The sequence below is a fragment of the Clostridium sp. YIM B02506 genome (assembly GCF_022324845.1).
GTDB lineage: Bacteria > Bacillota > Clostridia > Clostridiales > Clostridiaceae > Clostridium_T > Clostridium_T intestinale.
On sequence record NZ_JAKGTG010000028.1, the window covers coordinates 23,098 to 42,847 of the forward strand.

Below are 19,750 nucleotides of genomic sequence, written 5' to 3' on the forward strand. Positions count from 1 at the left end.
TTGAGAACAATTTTGGATGTAGAAAATTTAAGTAAGAGTTTTGATAATATACAGATTTTAAATAAGATAAGTTTTAAAGTGGAAGAAGGAGCATTTATAGCAATTATGGGGCAGTCAGGCTCTGGTAAATCAACACTTCTTTATAACATAAGTGGTATGGATCGTCCAACATCAGGTAAAGTACTTCTTAATGATAGAGATATTTCAGAACTTCCTGAAGAAAAAATCAGTGAAGTAAGATTAAAAGAAATGGGATTTATTTTTCAGCATTCTCATCTTTTAAAAAATCTATCCATTAGGGATAATATAATTCTTCCTGGATTTAAATCCGGACTTTTATCAAGAGATGAAATCAATAGTCGCGGGGAACTATTAATGAAAAAAACAGGGATATTAAATATTGCTGCTCACGATATAAAAAAAGTATCTGGAGGTCAACTTCAACGTGCAGCAATATGCCGGGCTCTTATTAATAATCCTTGTATTTTATTTGGAGATGAACCTACTGGAGCTTTAAATAGCAGCACTTCTAAAGAAGTAATGAATATAATAAACAGCTTTAATGAAGAAGGTACTACAGTAATCCTAGTTACTCATGATGCTAAAGTTGCCTCAAGAGCAAGCAGAGTTATTTATCTACTAGATGGAAACATTAATGATGAACTTATGCTTACTAAATATAAAGATAGTGAAGCGTCAGCTCGTGAAAAAAAATTATCTGCATGGTTAGAAAAACATGGCTTCTAGATAAAGCATTCCTTTTCGTAAAAAATCCCCGAACCCGCATGAACACTATATATAGTTATATAGCTATCTATATAACTATATATATTCCTCAAACAATGGTAAATTTATATAATAGGAGTTAATTTATTTATATTATGAGATCAGATAGAATGTTATCAATTATAATAATACTTTCTCAAAAAGGGTTAGTAACTGGAAAACAGTTAGCAGAGCATTTTGAAGTTTCCTTAAGAACTATATATAGAGATTTAGAGAAGATAGGCGAGGCTGGAGTTCCTATAGCATCTACTGGGGGCACTGGAGGCGGTTACTATCTTATGAAAAACTATAATTTAAATGATATATTCTTTAATAAAAAAGAAATTGAACCACTTATTGCAGTTATGGATAATTTAAAAACACTATTTGGAAATAATAAAGAATTTAATGATATAACGCTTAAATTTGAAACCCTAAAAAATTCACAAGAGTACAGCTATGACAAACTTAGTATAGATATGTCTCATTTTAGTATGGAACAAGAATTGAAAGAATATTTATTTTTGATAAATAAAGGGATTAAAGATTCTAAACTATTAGAATTTCTGTACATCAATAGGAATATGGAATACGAAGAACGAATAGTTGAACCACTTCAAATAGAGTTTTCTGACGGCCACTGGTATATTATTGCCTATTGTAGAATAAGAAAAGACTACAGAAAGTTTAAGCTTGTTAGAATACGTAATTTAAGATTAGGTGAAAATTTCGTAAAAGACTTAATATCTATTGAGAAAATTAAAAGTAAACTTAGTGAAGGTTATGAAAAAAATAGTATTAGTGTTACTTTAAAATTTTTATCAGATATTGGAGAGCAATTAGGTGAGTACTTTTCAAAAGACAAAATCGAAGTTGTAGAAAATAAATTTTATGTAGTAAAAGATAATTTCCCAAAAGACGATGGATTAAAAAAGTTTATTTTAGGATTTGGAGATAAATGCGAAGTTATAGCTCCAATAGAATTAAGAGAAGAAATGAAAATATATATAAAAAATATATATACGAAATATAATGACTGACATACAGGTGTCAGTCATTATTATTTATAATAGCAGATAAGTGCTGGGAAATTGGAGGAGATATTTATGCCCTATACAGAAAATAAACTATTAGAAAAGTTACGTAATATAGAACGTAACAATTACATATTAGAAGATAATAAAAACTATTTTATATATTCCTTAGAAATGATGGATAATATAGGCTCCACCAACTCAATTCTTAGGGATGATTTAATTTACGGAACCTTATTTCACTGGATTTCTAATGGAATTTTTGATTTTAAGGAACTTAAATATTTATTAGATATTAGTTTGGATGATGATCACCTATTCTATAAATTAGGTGAAATTAATGAAGATAGTATCTTTAAAAGATCATTTTCAGTACTAGTAGTGGCACTTATTCTACATGAACATAGAAAATCACCTTTTCTAACAAATGAAAATCTATATTATACCAAAATACGACTTATAAAGTATATGATCAAAGAAAGTGATTTAAGAGGCTATATTGAAATAAAAGGCTGGGCTCACTCAGTTGCTCATTGCGCTGATGCTTTAGACGAGCTTTCAAAATGTAGTATTTTTAATAAAAATGATTTGATTGAAATACTACATTCTATTAAGGCTAAAGTCTATATAACTAACTATGTTTATATAGATGAAGAGAGTGAAAGAATGGTATCTGTAGTTGAAAGTATATTTAAAAGTAAAAAACTTGATTCTTCTGAAATCCTAGACTGGCTACAAACTTTTACGATTCATTGTAGGGATATAACTTATATAGAAAAATTTCACATGAAAGTAAATATAAAATCTTTTTTACGGAGTTTATACTTTAGAATATTAGAAGAAGAAAGTTTATATTTTGTTGCTAATGAAATAATTGCTACACTAAAAACCTATAATTAAAAGGAGTTAAGATTATAAAATGAATGTATGTATTTTTTATTATGATGGTTTTTGTGAATTTGAAGTTGTACACGTAGCTGCTGAGTTTTCCTCTCAAAACTTAGTTACAGTTGCTATAGAGAATAAAGTATATATCAGTGAAGAAAAACAAAGATTTCTACCTGATAAAATGATTAATGAACTTAATCCTAATGATATAGACTTATTTATAATACCTGGAGGTAATCCCTCATATCTTTATGATAATTCTCAACTTAAGGATTTTATTAAATCTTTAGATGAAAATAATAAGATTATTGCAGGTATTTGTGGTGGAACGGAATTAATGGCAGCCTATGGTTTATTAGACTATAAAAAATGTACTGGAGATAGTGATGGATTAAAAATTGATGCTGACTATATACAGTTTTTTAAAAACTCAATAATACTTAATGAAGATATCGTTGTAGATGGGAACATAATCACTTCAACAGGACAGGCGTTTATAGAATTTGCTTTTAAACTAGCTGATATTATGAATATTTATAAAAATGAAGATGAAATCCAAAAATCATATAACTGGTATAAAAATATTAAATAGCATTTAATACCTGCAAAACAAATTGTTTAAAACATTTACAATAAATAAATTTCCTAAATTGGGAAATCAATAGAATCAGAGAAAAAAGGTTAGTATAATTTAATCATAGATATAAAATGATTATATCCTGTAAGACTGAACAAGTAGATACTTGTCTTTCTTACAGGTAATTTTATTTTTAAAGGGTGCTTAGTATTAATATATAAATTGGGATAAAAAGCAGGGTAGCTATGGTAGTAATAGTAGTAACTATTACAGCAAACTTATGATCTGCACCACTAGATTCAGCAAGAACAGAAGTAATTGACATTGCTGGCATAGCTGACTGAATTATAAAAACTTTTTTCATTAGTTCTGGTATAGATAAATAAGAGCATAAGAAGAAAACTAATAGTGGAGAAAATATAAACCTACCAATTAATAGAATTGTCATAGACTTATCCCACTTTATTTCTTTAAAATCAATGTTGAATATAATAATGCCTATATATAACATTGATAAAGGAGTGGTCATGCTCCCCATGTATTTAAAAGTATCCATAAGAAATATAGGTAAGTTTATTTCCATAAAGATAAGAACTACAGCTATAATAAAACCGCATAATGGCGGTGAAAAAAGGTTTTTGAGATTTTTAATTGCAAATATTCTACCTTTTGTCTTCATCCCGTCATTCGCTATACCATAAGCACCAATAGTCCAAAACAAGGTAATATTAGCTATAAAATAGATAAAGACAAAAGGAATACTACTATCACCAAATAATGCTGTATTAACGGGTAATCCTACAAAAAGAGTATTTGATATAGATAAGGTTGATGCAAAAATCCCCCTTCGATTTGAAGGTAACTTAATAATTCTTGCAATTAAAACTCCTAACATATAACAAACAATCATGGATGTAAATGGTATAAATATACTAGATGCTATTTTAATAAGTTTTTCTTTAGTGTATGCACCCAATAAATTGGAAATCATAAAGCAAGGCACTGAGATATTTATTACCATCTTAGAAAAAAGTTTTGAAGTCTCCTTATCAAACCATTTCTTATAGCTAAAAAAATATCCTACTGATAACATTGATATAATACTTAATACGCTTTGTAATGATTTAAAAACAACCAAATTACTCATCCTTTCAAACTACTATCTTTAGTAATATTACTCACAAGTAAAATCATATCAGAAAATAATTTATACAAAAAATAGTTAATTACTATGACACATATAAGAAATATATATAAATATCAGTTTATGGAGGATTTATGGATATAAAACAACTAACTTATTTTCTTGAAATTATAAAACAAGGGAATATTACAAAAGCAGCTGAAAAATTACACATAGCTCAACCGTATTTAAGTTTACAACTAAAACTTCTTGAAGAAGAGCTAAATGTTAAATTAATAGAGAGAACAACTAGAAAGTTTCAAGTAACTGAAGCTGGTAACCTCTTAAGAGAGAGAAGTGAACAAGTTATTGAATTTATTGAAAACACTATAAGTGAATTAAAGGATATAAATGAAGGCTTTAAAGGTGTCATTTCAATTGGAACTATAGCCGCAGAAGCTGATTCATTTGTGCTAAATAAAGTTAATGAGTTTCATAAGAAATATCCAGATGTAAATTTCATTATTAGGCAGAACACCACCAAAGAGATATTAGATTTATTAAATAATGGAATAATAGAAATTGGGGTAATAAGAACGCCACTGAAATCTAGCGAATTTGAGGTAGTATATTTATCTAGCGATCCCATGGTAGCTGTTTATTATGGTGATAAGTATTGGAGTGAAGATACAGATTTTATAGATATTATTGACCTTAAGAATAAACCTTTGTTAATAAATTTTAGATATGAAAAAGATATTTTAGAATCTTGTAAAAGTGCTGGTTTTAAGCCTAGAATAATATGTAAAATTAATGATGCTAGATCTATACTTTTATGGGTTAAAACAGGTATGGGGGTGGCTATTATTCCGGAGGGATGGTTGGGTTCTATTCCTAATTTAAATTTAAGTTACAAAAAAATTAATGATGAATCTTTACTAACAAGAACTGCAATAGTATGGAAAAAAAATCGCTATTTATCATTAGTTATTAAGACTTTCCTAGAAACTTTTATATATAGAGATGATAATTCCTGTAATGTAAAATTTGATTTATAGAATAACATTTGAGAATCTACTAACTAAAATCCCTACTAAGATACAGGTTACTCCTGTATCTTAGTAGGGATTTTGAAGTTTTACTATGAAAGTTTCTTTTATGAATTCATATATTTGGGCGCTCAAGGTACTTCTAAAGTGTGTACTTTTTTACTTCATTACTTTCAACGGATTTTACAACTCCATAAACTAAATAATCTTCCTCAATACCTTCTAGATGTAATACATCCGTTACTTCTATAATCATCTCATTACTAGCCCCATCTATTAAAATAGCAGAATCATTAATGGTATATTTTATATTAGTAAACTTATCGTTATTATCAGAATGACTAAATCCTAATGCATCAACCACATTTTGTTGATGTTCATTTAATGAATTAACGCCTATAATATCACCTTTAGCAATATTTTTACCTGTTATACTTTGAGCTCCAAGCATTAATAGAATTTTATCATAGTCAGCTTGCATTGCCCAAGCGCATATCATACCGTATTTCTTTTCATTTTTTATGAAGCAAACGGCATTAGCTCCATAGTTAAATGCACTAAGTTTCATTTCAAAATCTCCTTATAATGTTTTATTTAAATTTATACTTTAATTATATCAAGTAATATGGAAAAATAAACAATATATTCACTTGTTATCTTTGATTAAGTTTGTAAAAGTACCACAATTATGATACTATAACTTATTGAAAAATAAACTTTACTAATGGAGGAAATATATTTATGACAAGTTTACCAAATTGTCCAAAGTGTAATTCAGAATATACTTACGAGGACGGAGATGTTTTTATTTGTCCAGAATGTGCAAATGAATGGACTTTAGATTCCACAAGTAATGAAAATGTAGATGCTATAATTGTAAAAGATTCAAATGGAAATATTTTAAATGATGGTGATTCTGTTACTATAATTAAGGATCTTAAAGTAAAAGGAAGTTCAACGCCATTAAAGCAAGGAACAAAAGTTAAAGGAATACGTTTGGTTGAAGGCGACCATAACATAGATTGTAAAATTAATGGCTTTGGAGCTATGAAATTAAAATCTGAATTTGTTAAAAAAATATAGATAAAAAATAAGAGTTAGGAATGTAAATTTTCCTAACTCTTATTTTATGTAAATTGATATTGATAAACTTATTTATAAAAAAAAATTTGATTGTAACTTATGTTACAGCATTAAATATGAGTAATATAGTAAACTTTAATTCGTTGAAGTCAAGGAATCATAAATAAAAATAATAAATATTAAATAGACCAATAGGAGGACATAATATGTCAATGTTTTGTTATCAATGTCAAGAAACAGCAGGATGTACTGGCTGTACTAAGGTAGGGGTTTGTGGTAAAGACGAACACGTAGCAAAGGCTCAAGATTTATTAATATATGTAACTAAAGGACTAGCTATAGTTAGCCATGAAGGAAGAAAAGTTGGAGTTATAGATAGCGTTGTTGATAAATATATTACTGAAAACTTATTTACAACAATTACAAATGCTAATTTTGATAGAGATTCTATATTAGATAGAGTAAAAGAAACGCTAAGATTAAGAGAAATTTTAAAACTTAAAGTTGTAAACTCAGGCGGACAAGTTGGAGAGGTAAGAGTAACTGGTGGATTCTTCAAGAAGATATTTGGAATGCAAACTACAGAAGTAATTATGCCAGATGCAGCTTCTTGGACTGCTGATAATACAATAGCATTTGATGCAAAGGCTGAAACTGTTGGAGTTCTTTCAACTGAAAATGAGGATATAAGAAGTTTAAGAGAACTTATAACTTATGGATTAAAAGGATTATCGGCTTACATGAAGCATGCTATGAACTTAAAATATAATAACGAAGAAGTTCATGCATTTATGGCTAAAGCACTAGCTTCTACAATAGACGATAGCTTAACTGTAGATGATTTAGTTGGACTTGCATTAGAAGCAGGTAAATTCGGAGTAGATGGTATGGCACTACTTGATCAAGCTAATACTGAAACTTATGGACACCCTGAAATAACAACTGTTGATATAGGCGTTAGAGCAAATCCTGGAATATTAATATCTGGACATGATTTAAGAGATTTAGAAATGCTACTTGAGCAAACAGAAGAAACAGGAGTAGATGTATATACTCATGGAGAAATGCTTGCTGGACAATACTATCCAAAATTCAAAAAATATAGTCACTTCGCAGGCAATTATGGTAATGCTTGGTGGAAACAAAAAGAAGAGTTTGAGAAGTTTAATGGAGTAATTCTAATGACAACTAACTGTATAGTTATACCTAAAGCTTCTTATAAAGATAGATTATTTACAACTGGTGCTACTGGAATGCCAGGATGTGCACATATAGAAGCTAAATCTGATGGAACTAAAGATTTTTCTAAAGTTATTGAAATGGCTAAAAAATGTAAAGCTCCAACGGAAATAGAAAAGGGACAAATAGTTGGCGGATTTGCTCACAATCAAGTTTTAGCACTTGCAGACAAGGTTGTAGATGCTGTTAAAACTGGAGCTATAAAAAGATTCTTTGTTATGGCTGGTTGTGATGGAAGAGCTAAATCTAGAAACTACTATACAGAATTTGCTGAAAAATTACCTAAAGATACAGTTATTTTAACTGCTGGTTGTGCAAAATATAAGTACAACAAATTAAACCTAGGGGATATTGGCGGAATTCCAAGAGTGTTAGACGCTGGACAATGTAATGATTCATATTCTTTAGTTGTAATTGCTCTAAAACTTCAAGAAGTTTTTGGATTAAAAAGTGTAAATGAATTACCTATATCTTATAACATAGCTTGGTATGAACAAAAAGCTGTAATAGTATTATTATCATTACTACACTTAGGTGTTAAAAATATTCATTTAGGGCCAACACTTCCTGCATTCCTTTCACCAAATGTTGCAAAAGTATTAGTAGAAAACTTTGGTATCGGTGGAATAACTAATGTTGAAGATGACATGAAAATGTTCATGGAATCATAATAATCAAAAAATAAAGAAAGCTGGACGATTGTCCAGCTTTCTTTATTTTTAATTACAGTGTATATCTTTTAAAACACAAATTTATTTTGATTTCTCTACTACATAGATAATATTCATTCCACAATCAAGAGTTCCTGGGAGTTTTGTAAATTCAATTTCTTGTTTTATAATAAGTTCCCAAAGCTCCTGATCTTTTCTTACATTTTCTAAAGCGTCACTTCCTGATTGAGAAAACAAACCTGCTGAACTTTTTTCTATTATCTTAACAGGAAATTTGGAAAGAAGAGCATCAATTTCGGAGCTTCTCATCATATGGACATAGTGCTTACTTTGGATTGGATAGTGTTCTTCATCTTGAATTCCTGTATCAAACAACCACTTAGTCGCTTTAATTCCAAACAAGTTTTTCTCATAATGAATTCCATCTAAGTACATTAATGATGCACCTATAAAGCTCATAGCTCCAATAATCAGTTTTCCTCCTGGTCTTAGCACTCTAAGCATCTCTTCTATTCCATTTAGTTCTTTTTCAAATAGATAGTTAATAACACCACCTATGCAAACTACACAATCAAATGATTCATCTCCAAGATTTTGCATATCAACTACATCTAGTACTAGAAAGTCTTTAATACGACTATATACTGATAGTTCTTTCATCTTTTCTTTATTAAACTCAATTTGATGAGATGATATGTCTGCAACTGTAAGTTCTTTGCACATATTTACAATATCCTTCGTATATCTACCGGAACCTGCTCCAATTTCAAATACACAATCAGATGATTTTATATATCTCTCAAGAATATCTAAGTGAACATGATATAATAGTTCACCCTGAGCATCTCTTTCAAGTCTAGTCCACTCTTTATCACCATAACTATCATAATGATTTTTCGGTATTTCGGGGTTGTAACTCATGAAAACATCTCCTTTTAAAATTTAATAATAAAATATCTATAATGCCACATATGTCACTTTCACTCATACAACCACCTCCTAAATACTTAAATTTCTTTATATTTCAGTGTAGGATAATTATAACATATATTACATGTATTATCATTGAATTCTTTAGTTTCGATGCACGTAATAATTACTTTAGTGAGCTAATTATTGATTAGATTATGTATATCATATATATTTAAATTGAAATTTCTCATTACAAACACCAAAATTCCTTCTTGAAGGCAGAAGATATATCTTCTGCCTTTTTTTAGCCTTTTCAGCAGAATAGACTAAAGTCATTTTATCAATTACAAAGTTTTTATAGAATTATATATGTTAAATATTTCCAGGGAAATTAGTGTTTTTAATTACTATCATTATGGAACAATTTAAAACTTAAAACATATAGTTTAATGTTGAATAATAAAAAATGATAAAAGGAGGAGTGTATAATGTTAAAAGGAATAGATATATCAAACTACCAAGTGAATGTAGATTTTAATGCACTAAAAAATGCAGTACAAGTTGTAATAATAAAGGCTACAGAAGGAGTTTCATTTATAGATCCCAAGCTAGAATCACATTATCAAGGAGCAAAAAATGCTGGTTTCCCAGTAGGATTTTATCACTTTATGAGTGAAAAAACCTCACCTTCTGAACAAGCTGTAGAATTTTATAATGCTATAAAAAATAAAAGTTATGAAATAATTCCAGTTTTGGATATAGAAAATAATTCTCAGAATAGAAATGCATCACAAATAACTGATAGGTGTTTAGAATTTTTAGCTAAGTTCAAAGAGTTGTCAGGTTTGGATTGTATAATATATACTGGTGGGTATTTTGGACGAGATAATTTAGATAGCAGAATCAAAAGATATAAAGCATGGATAGCTCATTATGGAGTTAGTGCTCCAATGGCAACTGGCTTCTATAATGTAGTAGGTCATCAATATACCTCAAACGGAAGAGTATCAGGTATCAATGGGAATGTTGATTTAAACAATTTTACAGAAGGAATATTTATAAACAATCAGCAAACTCCAGTAGAACCACCAAGACAAGAATCAAATAGTGGGAATAATATTATTCGAGAACTACAAAAAGAATTTAATATACAGTTTAATTCTGGATTAGTAGTAGATGGAATAGCTGGCCCTAAGACTTTAGCTGCTGCTCCACTAATCAAACAAGGAGCTCAAGGTAATATAACTAAGTGGATTCAAGAAAAAGTTGGTACAACTCCTGATGGTATCTTTGGGGTAAATACTAAACAAGCAGTTATAAACTTTCAGAAAGCACAGGGATTATCAGCTGATGGAATAGTTGGACAGAATACTTGGAGAAAACTTTTAGGACTCTAAAAAAGTCGCCAAGGCGATTATGAGCCGTATAATTTCCTAAAAAATAAAAAAGCTCCTACATCTTAAATGATGCAGGAGCAATATTTTTTTAGATTTAACAAAAGCCTTCAAGGAGGTGAAAACTTTGGAAAATAATCTAATCCTCAATTAATATATCATATGCTTAATTAAAATTACTTGTTACAAGTTTCGATATTATTTTTAAATTAAAAACATCCTATCCATTAACTAGCACAATAGATAGGATGTTGACGGGCAAGAGAATCATTAAAATTATCAAAGCTAACTTATAATGGTCTAATATAATATATGACAAATCTATTAATAATGAGACACTTTTCGATTAAAATTTATATTATTTACTAATTGTTAAAAAAAAGACAATGATTTCGTGCCATTTTCATGGTATAATTAACAAAATATCCTAATTTGTAGAATTAAATAAAGTAGCCTATTTATATAATGATGGTAGGGGAAGGGTTTTATATGAAAATTATGTATAAACTTATAATTAGTTATTTGGGATTAATTATTTTTGTAGTAAGTATATTAGGTTTTTTTACAGTTCAAAAATCTAAATCAGCAGTTTTAAAAGAGATTAATGAGAAAAGTAAACGATTAACACAATCTATTGATACTACTCTTAGTGTCAGAAATGACTTACTTATCGAAAAATCTTATGGAGATTTGAACTTCGCAAGTTCAATATTAAATAACTTTAACAACTTCAATGTAGATTATAATAACTACGTAAAAGTTGGTGAATTTACCCTTCCAATTTTATATGCTGGTAATCAGAACCTAACATTAGATAATACACTAGTCAATAAGTTGAAGCAGTCTACTGGAGCTGTTGCAACAATATTTTTATTAAATAATGATAAACTAATAAGAGTATCTAGTACTATAGCAACTGATGATAGGAGCGTTTTAGGTACATATATTTCAAGTGATACAGATGCTTATAAAAAAATACTTAACAATGAAGAATTCATAGGAAGTATTTTAATCCAAGGCTCTGGATATGTTACTAGAATGAAGCCTTTACTTGACAGTCATAAAAATATTATAGGAGCAATCGGTATAGGGAATAAGGTTATTAATAATTATTTAAGTGAAACATTAAGTAACATTAAGATAGGAGAAACAGGATATGCTTACATATTAGATTCAAATGGTAATGTAATAATTCATCCATCTGATAAAGGAAAAAATGTTAGTAATTATGATTTTTTTCAAAAGATTTATTCCTCTAAAGAAGGAACAATAGAGTATACATACAATGATGTTAGAAAAGTAGCCTATTATACATATTTTGAGCCATGGGATTGGTATATAGTTACTACAGCTAATTACGATGAGTTAAACTATTCTTCTAAAGAAATTTTAAATACTACAATTATTATTGGATGTATCGTAATAGTTTTTGCTGGGATAATAGCAGTTTTTGTAGCTAATACTTTAGTTAGACCTATTAGTAAATTAAAATCATGTATGGAAATTGCAGGTTCAGGTGATCTATCTATACGCTGTGATATAGATAGTAAAGACGAGATAGGAGTATTATCAAACAGCTTCAACTACATGATATCAGAGAATAAAAGATTATTAGAGGAAACATTAAAATATGATAAGTTAAAAACTGAGTTTATAGCAAATATGTCCCATGAATTAAGAACCCCATTAAATATTATTTTTTCTACGACACAGCTATTTTCTTTACTTATAAAAAAAGGCGAAAGTTTAAATACCGAAAAGTTAAGTAGCTATACAAGTGGTGTTAAACAGAATTGTTATAGGCTATTGAGGCTCGTAAATAATTTAATTGACATGACTAAAATAGATTCTGGATTTGTTAAAATTGATTTAGAGAATGGAAATATAGTAGAGGTAGTGGAGGAGATAACTCAATCAACAGCTGAATATGTACACACTATGGAAAGAACTATCATATTTGACACTGATGTAGAAGAAAAAATAATGGCCTTTGATGCTGAAAAATTAGAAAGAATCTTTTTAAATCTAATATCTAATGCAACTAAATTTACTAAACCAGGTGATACAATAGAGGTTAATTTATTTGATAAAGATGATTATGTAGTAATATCAGTAAAAGATACAGGAAAAGGAATCTCAGAAGAAAATTTAGCTCAACTTTTCCAAAGATTTAAACAAGTAGATCCTCTTTTAAATAGAAGTCACGAGGGCAGTGGTATAGGTTTATCTATAGTTAAGGCATTAGTTGAAATGCATGAGGGAACTATTGAAGTAAAAAGCATAAAAGATAAAGGCACAGAATTTATAATTACTCTTCCAGCTAAAATCATACAAAATGGTGTAGACGCAACTCAAAAAAGTAATTTTAAGAGTCAATATAATGTAGAAAAAATAAAAATTGAATTCTCAGATATTTATAGATAATTAAGTTTCTAAAGAACACTTCTTGGTATTAAAACATATAAAAATTATATAGACCTACCTAAAAAGTATGGTTCAAAACTGCCAAGGAGGCTATTTAATGAACGGCATGGAGCTAATTATGAAACTTCAGAAAAAGATGCAAGATCCTGCATTTGCAGAAAAATTCAGCAGATTGGCTAATGAAATAAGCGGCATACCTGGTTTACAGCAAGAAGTAATGAGAATTTCTCAAATTAGTAACGAAAGAGATAGAGAAAAAGCCTTAGACAGATTACCTAGCAAAGTAAAAAAATCAGTTACAGAAATGATGAAGTTATTAGCCTAACCTTTAATTAAGGATATCCCAAAGCATTTTTAATTGCTTTGGGATATCCTATTTATAGGCATAAAAATGTTAAGAAATTTTCACTTCACCTTTTCCAACAATTACAATTCTATAGCTAGATTTAATAGGTATTAAATTGAAAGAGTCAGACTTTTTAGCTAATTGAAATGCTTGAACTGCAATCTGTTTTTCATTAAAAATTAATACATAAATATTTTCATCAGATATATTTTCCATTACATAGTTGTTTTCAGGTTTTGGATTTAAATCTGATAATTTATACAGCCCTTCTTTAAATGTATCTTTTACGGCTAAAGCGCTTAATGAATTTATATTAATACATAAAATTAGTACAAAGAAAAATATCCAAATAGATTTCTTCATAATATCACCTCTTTTGAATCTAGTGTTAGTATATGTAAAAAAAATATACTTAAAACTTAACTACATTGCATGGATATTATTTTCACTGTATTATTAATGTATATTTAATTTTAGTTAAAAGAAATAAGGAGAGTAAATGATGTATCGTAATTTAGAAGAATGTATTCTTGACTTAGAGAAAAGTGGTCAGTTAGTAAGAGTACATGAAGAAGTTGACCCTTACCTTGAAATGGCAGCTGTACACTTAAAGGTTAACTCAGCTAATGGACCCGCGTTGCTATTTGAAAACGTAAAAGGTTCAAAATATAAAGCTGTGTCAAATTTATTTGGCAATTTAGATAGAAGTAAATTAATCTTTAAAAATACATTAGAATCTACTAAAAGCGTAATTGCCTTACGTAATAATCCTATGAGCATATTAAAAAATCCATTCAAACATATTAGTAGTGGAATTGCAGCTACTAAAGCTCTTCCACTAAAAAGTTTAAGTTCTAAGATGTCTGAGTTTCAGGAGATTCAAATTTCTGATCTTCCACTTATTCATCATTGGCCTAAAGATGGAGGGGCATTTATTACTTTACCTCAAGTTTATTCCGAGGATCCAGAAAAACCGGGTATTATGAATAGTAATCTTGGTATGTACAGAATCCAACTTACTGGCAACGATTATATTTTAAATGAAGATGTTGGTATACATTATCAAATACATAGAGGAATAGGAGTTCATCAACAAAAAGCAAAAAAAATGGGAATTCCTTTAAAGGTAAGTATTTTTGTGGGCGGACCACCTGCACATACTTTAGCTGCAATTATGCCTCTACCTGAAGGACTAAGCGAAATGACTGTTGCTGGTATGCTATCAGGACATAATTTTCGTTATTGTTATAATGACGGTTACTGTATTAATCTTGATGCTGATTTTGTAATTACAGGGGAAATTTATCCTGATGAAACAAAGCCTGAAGGCCCTTTTGGAGATCATATAGGATATTATAGCCTTACTCATGAATTTCCAGTTATGAAAGTTCATAAAGTTTTTGGTAAACCTAATGGAATATGGCCTTTTACTGTTGTTGGACGTCCACCTCAAGAAGATACAGCCTTTGGTGAGCTTATACATGAAATTACTGGAGAAGCTATAAAACAAGAAATCCCTGGAATAAAAGAAGTTCATGCAATTGATGAAGCAGGAGTTCATCCACTTTTATTTGCTATAGGAAGTGAACGTTATACTCCTTATGCAAAAGTCAAACAGCCAGCTGAAATACTTACTTTAGCTAATAGGATTTTAGGAACTGGTCAATTAAGTTTAGCTAAATATCTATTTATTACTGCTGAAGATGATATACCTTTAGACACGCATAAAAAAGTTGAGTTTTTAACATATATGCTAGAAAGATTAGATTTACACCGTGACATTCATTTTCAAACTAATACTACCATAGATACATTAGATTATTCTGGAACTGGTTTAAATACAGGAAGTAAGGTTGTAATTGCAGCTTATGGCGATAAAAAAAGAGAATTATGCTCTAATGTTCCCTATCAAGTAAATGATTTAGGTGATTTTAAAAACCCACGTTTAGTGATGCCTGGAATAATAGCAATAGAGGGGCCTAAATTTTCTGATTATCAGAAGGAAAAGGATGTATTAAATGAATTTGCTAATAGCATTTTGTTAAAAGGTAATATGGATTCATGTCCCATTATTATTCTTTGTGATGATAGTACCTTTATAAGCGATTCTTTATCAAACTTTTTCTGGGCAACTTTTACTAGAAGTAACCCTTCACATGATATTTATGGAGTAAATAGCTTTTATGAAAATAAACATTGGGGATGCGATAATATGATTATAGATATCAGAAAAAAACCTCATCATGCACCTACATTAATTCCAGATTCAATAGTTGAAAAAAATATTGAACGCTTGTTTAAAGAAGGTGGAAGTTTATACAATATAGTGTAATATATAAGGACTTTTATTATCAATTGACATCTAAACCCAGTTAAAAACTTGTAGAAATTGCTGAAATTAAACATATAATGAAGCATAAACAGTTATCAATTGGGAGTGAAATAGATGGAAGATTATAAACTAGGTACAAAAGTTTCAGTAATTACTATGATAATAAATATAGTTTTATCAATCTTAAAGTTAATTGCAGGTATTATCGGAAGAAGTTCTGCAATGATTGCAGATTCAGCTCATTCGGCCTCAGATGTTTTTACCACTGTAATTGTTATAGTTGGACTTAAAATATCATCTAAAAAAGCTGATAGAGAGCACCCCTATGGTCATGAACGATTAGAATCAATCAGTGCAAAACTTATAAGCGAAGCACTTATTTTAGTAGGATTAGCTATAGGATACAAAAGTGCCTTAAATCTTTATAATGGTAATTTAGTAGTTCCAGGAAGAGTCGCTTTATTTGCTGCATTATTATCTATAGTTGTTAAAGAGGGGATGTACTGGTATACCATAATAACAGCTAGAAAAATAAGGAGTATATCAATGGAAGGAGATGCTTGGCATCATAGATCTGATGCTTTTTCATCTATCGGAACCTTTATAGGTATTTTAGGTGCCAGATTTGGATATACCTTTTTAGATCCTTTAGCTGGAATAATAGTGAGTCTATTGATTATTAAAGTTGGAATTGATCTATATAAACGAGCAGTCAAAGAACTTATAGATTCTGCAGCTGACGATGAAATAATAAATAAGATAAAAAATAACGTCCTTTCTATTAGTAGAGTAAAAGAAATTAAAAACCTGAAAACTAGAATATTTGGCAATAAAATCTATGTTGATATAGAGGTATATGTAAATGAAGAACTTTCTGTCAGAGAAGGCCATGATATAGCTGAATTGGTTGAAAACTCAATAGAAAACGAAATTGACATGGTAAAACATTGCATGGTTCATATTGAGCCCTTCTTTGAAGAAAGAAAACTTATTTAAATATTATAAAAGTAAATAGTACCTGTAATCTACCAAGTTATATAAATTTGGTAGATTTTTTCTTGGAACTTGTATACATATTAATAATTTGAACGTCATAATAATGAAGAGCTTTAAACGCAGGCATGAAAGGGGGATATGATGAGCTATGAATTAATAGATGAGATATTTAAAGATAAAATGAATCTTATACACAGATATTTAATTAAGCTTGGATGTAGCAAAGAAAATGCAGATGATATAGTTCAAGATACCTTCTATAAAGCATTAAGGTACATCGACGGAATACAGTCTGATAAGCTTTCAGCATGGCTCTTTAAGGTAGCTATTAATAAGTATTATGACTTATGCAGAAAAAATAAACGTCATATTCATGTAAGTATTGATGAAGAAATTTTAAAAGATGGTTTAGGTACTAATAATATTATAGAAGATTTTATTTTGGATATAGAGAGAAAAAAAGATATCCTTAATGTTTTAAATTCTTTAAGTGAAGTACATAAAAATCTATTGCTTCTTAAATATCATATAGATTTATCTTATAAAGAAATAGCAGAACTTTTAGACATAAAAGAAAATACAGTGAAAACATATCTATTTAGAGCTAGAGAAAATTTCAAGAAAGTTTGGAGGGAAGAAAGTTATGAAAAGCGATGATGAAAAGCTACGAGAACTGTTTGAAACGGAAAAGAAACCTAAACTTAAAAACCCAATTAAAAGAGCTAAACTTTTATCTTCATTAAAAACTACTATAATAAGCTTTATGATCTTTATTATTTTAGGATTTGGTGCTTTAATCTTAAATGCTCATCTTCTAAATGATATTGCAAATAAGAAAGAGAAAGATTTATGGTATTTTTATAATATTGCTAAACCAAATGCTTATTTAAGCAATACACAAACTGACGATAGATTAATGACTGGAGATATAGAATATGTTCGCTATAGATTTTTAGGTACTAAATTAATAACTGATGGAAACTATAAAGAAGATTATAGCTACATGCCTCTAATTAATGGTATATATGGAAGTATAGGTGATAACTTATATAGTAATGTTGCTAATTCAGAACAAGAACTTGAAGAGATGATTAATTACAATAAGGTTGGAAAACGTATAATGAAATTTTATCATCCATCAATACAATATGACAATTATATAAATGATTTAGAAGTCCTTGATAACATAGGTAGCGATAAGGTCATGGAGTTATCACTTTCTTTTGATAGTAAATATAGTTTAGATGAAGTTAAAAATATGCTACCTAAGGAAATTAATTTAAACTGGTACTGGGTTGATACATTAACTGATAAACCTTCAGAGACTAGACCGAAACCTATATTTGAAGAATCAGAAGTTTATGGAATAAAAGCCCTAGATGGTCAGGGTAGATCTTTAGATGATCCAGAAGAACGCTTTATTAATTCATTGGAAGTTCTTAGTGATAGCTATATCAATTTATTTAATAGATTAAGTAATGGTAAGGATACAATTACTAAAGATGATTTAAAGATTGTTGGAGTAGTTGTAAGTGGAGATGTAGAAAGTTTAAAAAACTTAAAAGGTAAAAGTTATATTAAAGCAGCCACCTTAGGCGCTATAGCTGATAAATATTGATTGGAGGATTACTTATGAGAACTTATTTTAAACTTGAACTTAAGAAAAATCTATTTTCATTAAAAACTATTATTATAAGCTTAATACTATTAACTTCATTAATAGAACCTCTAATAAATAAAATTTCATTCTCCTATCCTGGCTTAGACGGTGTGGATTATTACATAAAAATTTCACACTTTTCTTATATAGTGTTTATAGGTCCTTCCATAATAGGTTTAATATATTCAACATCAATAATTACTGATAAAAAATCAGGATTTTGGGAGAAAGTTTTAGATATTATTGATATAAAAACCTATTATAAAACTAAGGTAATGGTAAATCTATTTTTAACATCTTCAATTTTTATTGTCTGTCATGGAGTTATTATTGTTTACTTAATATTTAGATTTGGAGTTAATAATGTTCCATCAAATGAAATTAATGTTGTAGCACTTAAAAATATTTATGAAATGTCTAAAATTCTTTATATCTTTCTATTGTTAGTTATTATAGCAATTTCTTCGTCTGCATTTTCAATTTTTGTTATGGGACTTGCTACAGCCACAAATAGAAAAATGGTAGCTTATGTATTCCCCCCATTCTACATGATAACTACAGGAATATTATTTGAGCTTGCCTCAATAAATGATTTTATAGACTTTAATGTAACTAAGTTATTTGGCTTAATAATTTATAATAGCATAAATGTATTAAATGTACTTTTATATGCCTTAATATTAATTATACTTGGATTAATAATACTATATAAATTTAGTTACAAGAAAAACTTAATGATACTAAACAAAACTTCATAATATTATATCTCACGATATAGCATAGTTATTTATAGAATACTATGCTATTTTTAATTCCAAAAGATTTTATAGTCATTGGTAAATATAGTATAATAAATTTATTGATATAAAGGAGATGATTATAATTGAATTATGAGTGGGTTGATGAATATTTGTTAGCCAAAAAAGGTGTTGAAAAAGACTTTAAAGAGGAATGGAAATGGCATAGATATATGATAGCAGGAAAGTTGTTTGGGGCTATTCTTAATTACAAAGATGGGAGACCAATGATTACATTAAAATGTGAACCATCCTTTGGAGCTATGCTTAGAGAAAATTATGATGATATAATTGAAGGCTATTACATGAATAAAGTACATTGGAATTCTGTATTTTTAGATGGGAATGTTCCTGAAGATGTTATAAAGCAAATGATTGACATGTCTTATAAACTTATCTTTGATTCACTTACTAAAAAAGTACAAAAAAGTATATTAAGCTAAATTTTAATAGAGGTTTA

General features: G+C 28.8%; 20 protein-coding genes. 16 read left to right on the top strand and 4 right to left on the bottom strand.

All coding sequences use genetic code 11. The features are described 5' to 3' along the window. The 4 genes from L1S49_RS17855 (at position 1) to L1S49_RS17870 (ending at position 3,279) form a co-directional block, all read left to right on the top strand. Positions 1 to 747, top strand: a complete 747-nt coding sequence (locus L1S49_RS17855; protein ID WP_238906758.1) for an ABC transporter ATP-binding protein — start codon at positions 1 to 3, stop codon at positions 745 to 747. 134 nt (positions 748 to 881) lie between these two features. Further along, positions 882 to 1,805 carry a YafY family protein gene (locus tag L1S49_RS17860; protein WP_238906759.1) on the top strand — a complete coding sequence of 308 codons (924 nt, stop codon included), beginning with the start codon at positions 882 to 884 and terminating at the stop codon, positions 1,803 to 1,805. Positions 1,806 to 1,871: 66 nt separating this feature from the next. After that, on the top strand, positions 1,872 to 2,699 hold the full coding sequence (locus L1S49_RS17865) for a DUF2785 domain-containing protein (RefSeq protein WP_238906760.1): 828 nt from the start codon (positions 1,872 to 1,874) through the stop codon (positions 2,697 to 2,699). Positions 2,700 to 2,718: 19 nt separating this feature from the next. Next, positions 2,719 to 3,279: a DJ-1/PfpI family protein gene (locus L1S49_RS17870; RefSeq protein WP_238906761.1), complete on the top strand. Its 561-nt coding sequence runs from the start codon at positions 2,719 to 2,721 to the stop codon at positions 3,277 to 3,279. A gap of 178 nt (positions 3,280 to 3,457) precedes the next feature. Here the strand turns inward: L1S49_RS17870 and L1S49_RS17875 are convergent, their stop codons facing one another. Next, complete coding sequence (locus tag L1S49_RS17875) at positions 3,458 to 4,402, bottom strand: AEC family transporter (RefSeq protein ID WP_238906762.1); 945 nt, start codon at positions 4,400 to 4,402, stop codon at positions 3,458 to 3,460. Between the two features lie 140 nt (positions 4,403 to 4,542). Here L1S49_RS17875 and L1S49_RS17880 point away from each other — a divergent pair, with 140 nt between their 5' ends. Next, complete coding sequence (locus L1S49_RS17880; protein ID WP_238906763.1) at positions 4,543 to 5,445, top strand: LysR substrate-binding domain-containing protein; 903 nt, start codon at positions 4,543 to 4,545, stop codon at positions 5,443 to 5,445. Between the two features lie 133 nt (positions 5,446 to 5,578). Here the strand turns inward: L1S49_RS17880 and L1S49_RS17885 are convergent, their stop codons facing one another. Then, positions 5,579 to 6,004, bottom strand: coding sequence for a flavin reductase family protein (locus L1S49_RS17885; protein ID WP_238906764.1), 426 nt, complete (start codon positions 6,002 to 6,004; stop codon positions 5,579 to 5,581). A gap of 173 nt (positions 6,005 to 6,177) precedes the next feature. Here L1S49_RS17885 and L1S49_RS17890 point away from each other — a divergent pair, with 173 nt between their 5' ends. Together L1S49_RS17890 and hcp are read left to right on the top strand one after the other, a co-directional pair. Next, positions 6,178 to 6,519 carry a zinc ribbon domain-containing protein YjdM gene (locus L1S49_RS17890; protein ID WP_021801947.1) on the top strand — a complete coding sequence of 114 codons (342 nt, stop codon included), beginning with the start codon at positions 6,178 to 6,180 and terminating at the stop codon, positions 6,517 to 6,519. A 206-nt stretch (positions 6,520 to 6,725) separates the two neighbouring features. Next, positions 6,726 to 8,429 carry a hydroxylamine reductase gene (gene hcp / locus L1S49_RS17895; RefSeq protein ID WP_238906765.1) on the top strand — a complete coding sequence of 568 codons (1,704 nt, stop codon included), beginning with the start codon at positions 6,726 to 6,728 and terminating at the stop codon, positions 8,427 to 8,429. An 81-nt stretch (positions 8,430 to 8,510) separates the two neighbouring features. Here hcp and L1S49_RS17900 read toward each other — a convergent pair whose 3' ends face one another. Then, a complete protein-coding gene (locus tag L1S49_RS17900) occupies positions 8,511 to 9,350 on the bottom strand; it encodes a class I SAM-dependent methyltransferase (RefSeq protein WP_238906766.1) in 840 nt (279 codons plus the stop codon). A gap of 479 nt (positions 9,351 to 9,829) precedes the next feature. On the opposite strand from L1S49_RS17900, the gene L1S49_RS17905 reads away from it, so the two are divergent. The 3 genes from L1S49_RS17905 (at position 9,830) to L1S49_RS17915 (ending at position 13,484) form a co-directional block, all read left to right on the top strand. Next, positions 9,830 to 10,738 carry a GH25 family lysozyme gene (locus L1S49_RS17905; RefSeq protein ID WP_238906767.1) on the top strand — a complete coding sequence of 303 codons (909 nt, stop codon included), beginning with the start codon at positions 9,830 to 9,832 and terminating at the stop codon, positions 10,736 to 10,738. A gap of 486 nt (positions 10,739 to 11,224) precedes the next feature. Then, positions 11,225 to 13,159 carry a Cache 3/Cache 2 fusion domain-containing protein gene (locus tag L1S49_RS17910; RefSeq protein ID WP_238906768.1) on the top strand — a complete coding sequence of 645 codons (1,935 nt, stop codon included), beginning with the start codon at positions 11,225 to 11,227 and terminating at the stop codon, positions 13,157 to 13,159. Positions 13,160 to 13,256: 97 nt separating this feature from the next. After that, the gene (locus tag L1S49_RS17915; RefSeq protein ID WP_021801952.1) at positions 13,257 to 13,484 is read left to right on the top strand and encodes a hypothetical protein; all 228 of its coding nucleotides are present in this window, start codon (positions 13,257 to 13,259) and stop codon (positions 13,482 to 13,484) included. Positions 13,485 to 13,553: 69 nt separating this feature from the next. Here the strand turns inward: L1S49_RS17915 and L1S49_RS17920 are convergent, their stop codons facing one another. Then, on the bottom strand, positions 13,554 to 13,868 hold the full coding sequence (locus L1S49_RS17920; RefSeq protein WP_238906769.1) for a hypothetical protein: 315 nt from the start codon (positions 13,866 to 13,868) through the stop codon (positions 13,554 to 13,556). 139 nt (positions 13,869 to 14,007) lie between these two features. Here L1S49_RS17920 and L1S49_RS17925 point away from each other — a divergent pair, with 139 nt between their 5' ends. The 6 genes from L1S49_RS17925 to L1S49_RS17950 all read left to right on the top strand — a co-directional run bounded on the left by L1S49_RS17925 (position 14,008) and on the right by L1S49_RS17950 (position 19,733). After that, complete coding sequence (locus L1S49_RS17925; RefSeq protein ID WP_238906770.1) at positions 14,008 to 15,837, top strand: UbiD family decarboxylase; 1,830 nt, start codon at positions 14,008 to 14,010, stop codon at positions 15,835 to 15,837. Positions 15,838 to 15,951: 114 nt separating this feature from the next. After that, on the top strand, positions 15,952 to 16,833 hold the full coding sequence (locus tag L1S49_RS17930; protein WP_238906771.1) for a cation diffusion facilitator family transporter: 882 nt from the start codon (positions 15,952 to 15,954) through the stop codon (positions 16,831 to 16,833). A 141-nt stretch (positions 16,834 to 16,974) separates the two neighbouring features. After that, complete coding sequence (locus L1S49_RS17935) at positions 16,975 to 17,490, top strand: RNA polymerase sigma factor (protein ID WP_238906772.1); 516 nt, start codon at positions 16,975 to 16,977, stop codon at positions 17,488 to 17,490. Beyond that, positions 17,477 to 18,451 (top strand): anti sigma factor C-terminal domain-containing protein, encoded by a 975-nt coding sequence (locus L1S49_RS17940; RefSeq protein ID WP_238906773.1) that lies wholly within the window; start codon positions 17,477 to 17,479, stop codon positions 18,449 to 18,451. Before L1S49_RS17935 ends, L1S49_RS17940 begins: the two co-directional genes overlap by 14 nt. Positions 18,452 to 18,465: 14 nt before the next feature. Beyond that, the gene (locus L1S49_RS17945) at positions 18,466 to 19,251 is read left to right on the top strand and encodes a hypothetical protein (protein WP_238906774.1); all 786 of its coding nucleotides are present in this window, start codon (positions 18,466 to 18,468) and stop codon (positions 19,249 to 19,251) included. A gap of 125 nt (positions 19,252 to 19,376) precedes the next feature. Continuing rightward, a complete protein-coding gene (locus L1S49_RS17950) occupies positions 19,377 to 19,733 on the top strand; it encodes an MmcQ/YjbR family DNA-binding protein (protein ID WP_238906775.1) in 357 nt (118 codons plus the stop codon). Positions 19,734 to 19,750: the final 17 nt, after the last annotated feature.

Coding starts and splice junctions, on each gene's coding strand:
- L1S49_RS17880 (WP_238906763.1), top strand. CDS start 4,543: ATGGATATAAAACAACTAACTTATTTTCTTGAAATTATAAAACAAGGG.
- L1S49_RS17860 (WP_238906759.1), top strand. CDS start 882: ATGAGATCAGATAGAATGTTATCAATTATAATAATACTTTCTCAAAAA.
- L1S49_RS17925 (WP_238906770.1), top strand. CDS start 14,008: ATGTATCGTAATTTAGAAGAATGTATTCTTGACTTAGAGAAAAGTGGT.
- L1S49_RS17905 (WP_238906767.1), top strand. CDS start 9,830: ATGTTAAAAGGAATAGATATATCAAACTACCAAGTGAATGTAGATTTT.
- L1S49_RS17945 (WP_238906774.1), top strand. CDS start 18,466: ATGAGAACTTATTTTAAACTTGAACTTAAGAAAAATCTATTTTCATTA.
- L1S49_RS17900 (WP_238906766.1), bottom strand. CDS start 9,350: ATGAGTTACAACCCCGAAATACCGAAAAATCATTATGATAGTTATGGT.
- L1S49_RS17865 (WP_238906760.1), top strand. CDS start 1,872: ATGCCCTATACAGAAAATAAACTATTAGAAAAGTTACGTAATATAGAA.
- L1S49_RS17910 (WP_238906768.1), top strand. CDS start 11,225: ATGAAAATTATGTATAAACTTATAATTAGTTATTTGGGATTAATTATT.
- L1S49_RS17890 (WP_021801947.1), top strand. CDS start 6,178: ATGACAAGTTTACCAAATTGTCCAAAGTGTAATTCAGAATATACTTAC.
- L1S49_RS17885 (WP_238906764.1), bottom strand. CDS start 6,004: ATGAAACTTAGTGCATTTAACTATGGAGCTAATGCCGTTTGCTTCATA.
- L1S49_RS17940 (WP_238906773.1), top strand. CDS start 17,477: ATGAAAAGCGATGATGAAAAGCTACGAGAACTGTTTGAAACGGAAAAG.
- L1S49_RS17870 (WP_238906761.1), top strand. CDS start 2,719: ATGAATGTATGTATTTTTTATTATGATGGTTTTTGTGAATTTGAAGTT.
- L1S49_RS17930 (WP_238906771.1), top strand. CDS start 15,952: ATGGAAGATTATAAACTAGGTACAAAAGTTTCAGTAATTACTATGATA.
- L1S49_RS17915 (WP_021801952.1), top strand. CDS start 13,257: ATGAACGGCATGGAGCTAATTATGAAACTTCAGAAAAAGATGCAAGAT.
- hcp (WP_238906765.1), top strand. CDS start 6,726: ATGTCAATGTTTTGTTATCAATGTCAAGAAACAGCAGGATGTACTGGC.
- L1S49_RS17935 (WP_238906772.1), top strand. CDS start 16,975: ATGAGCTATGAATTAATAGATGAGATATTTAAAGATAAAATGAATCTT.
- L1S49_RS17920 (WP_238906769.1), bottom strand. CDS start 13,868: ATGAAGAAATCTATTTGGATATTTTTCTTTGTACTAATTTTATGTATT.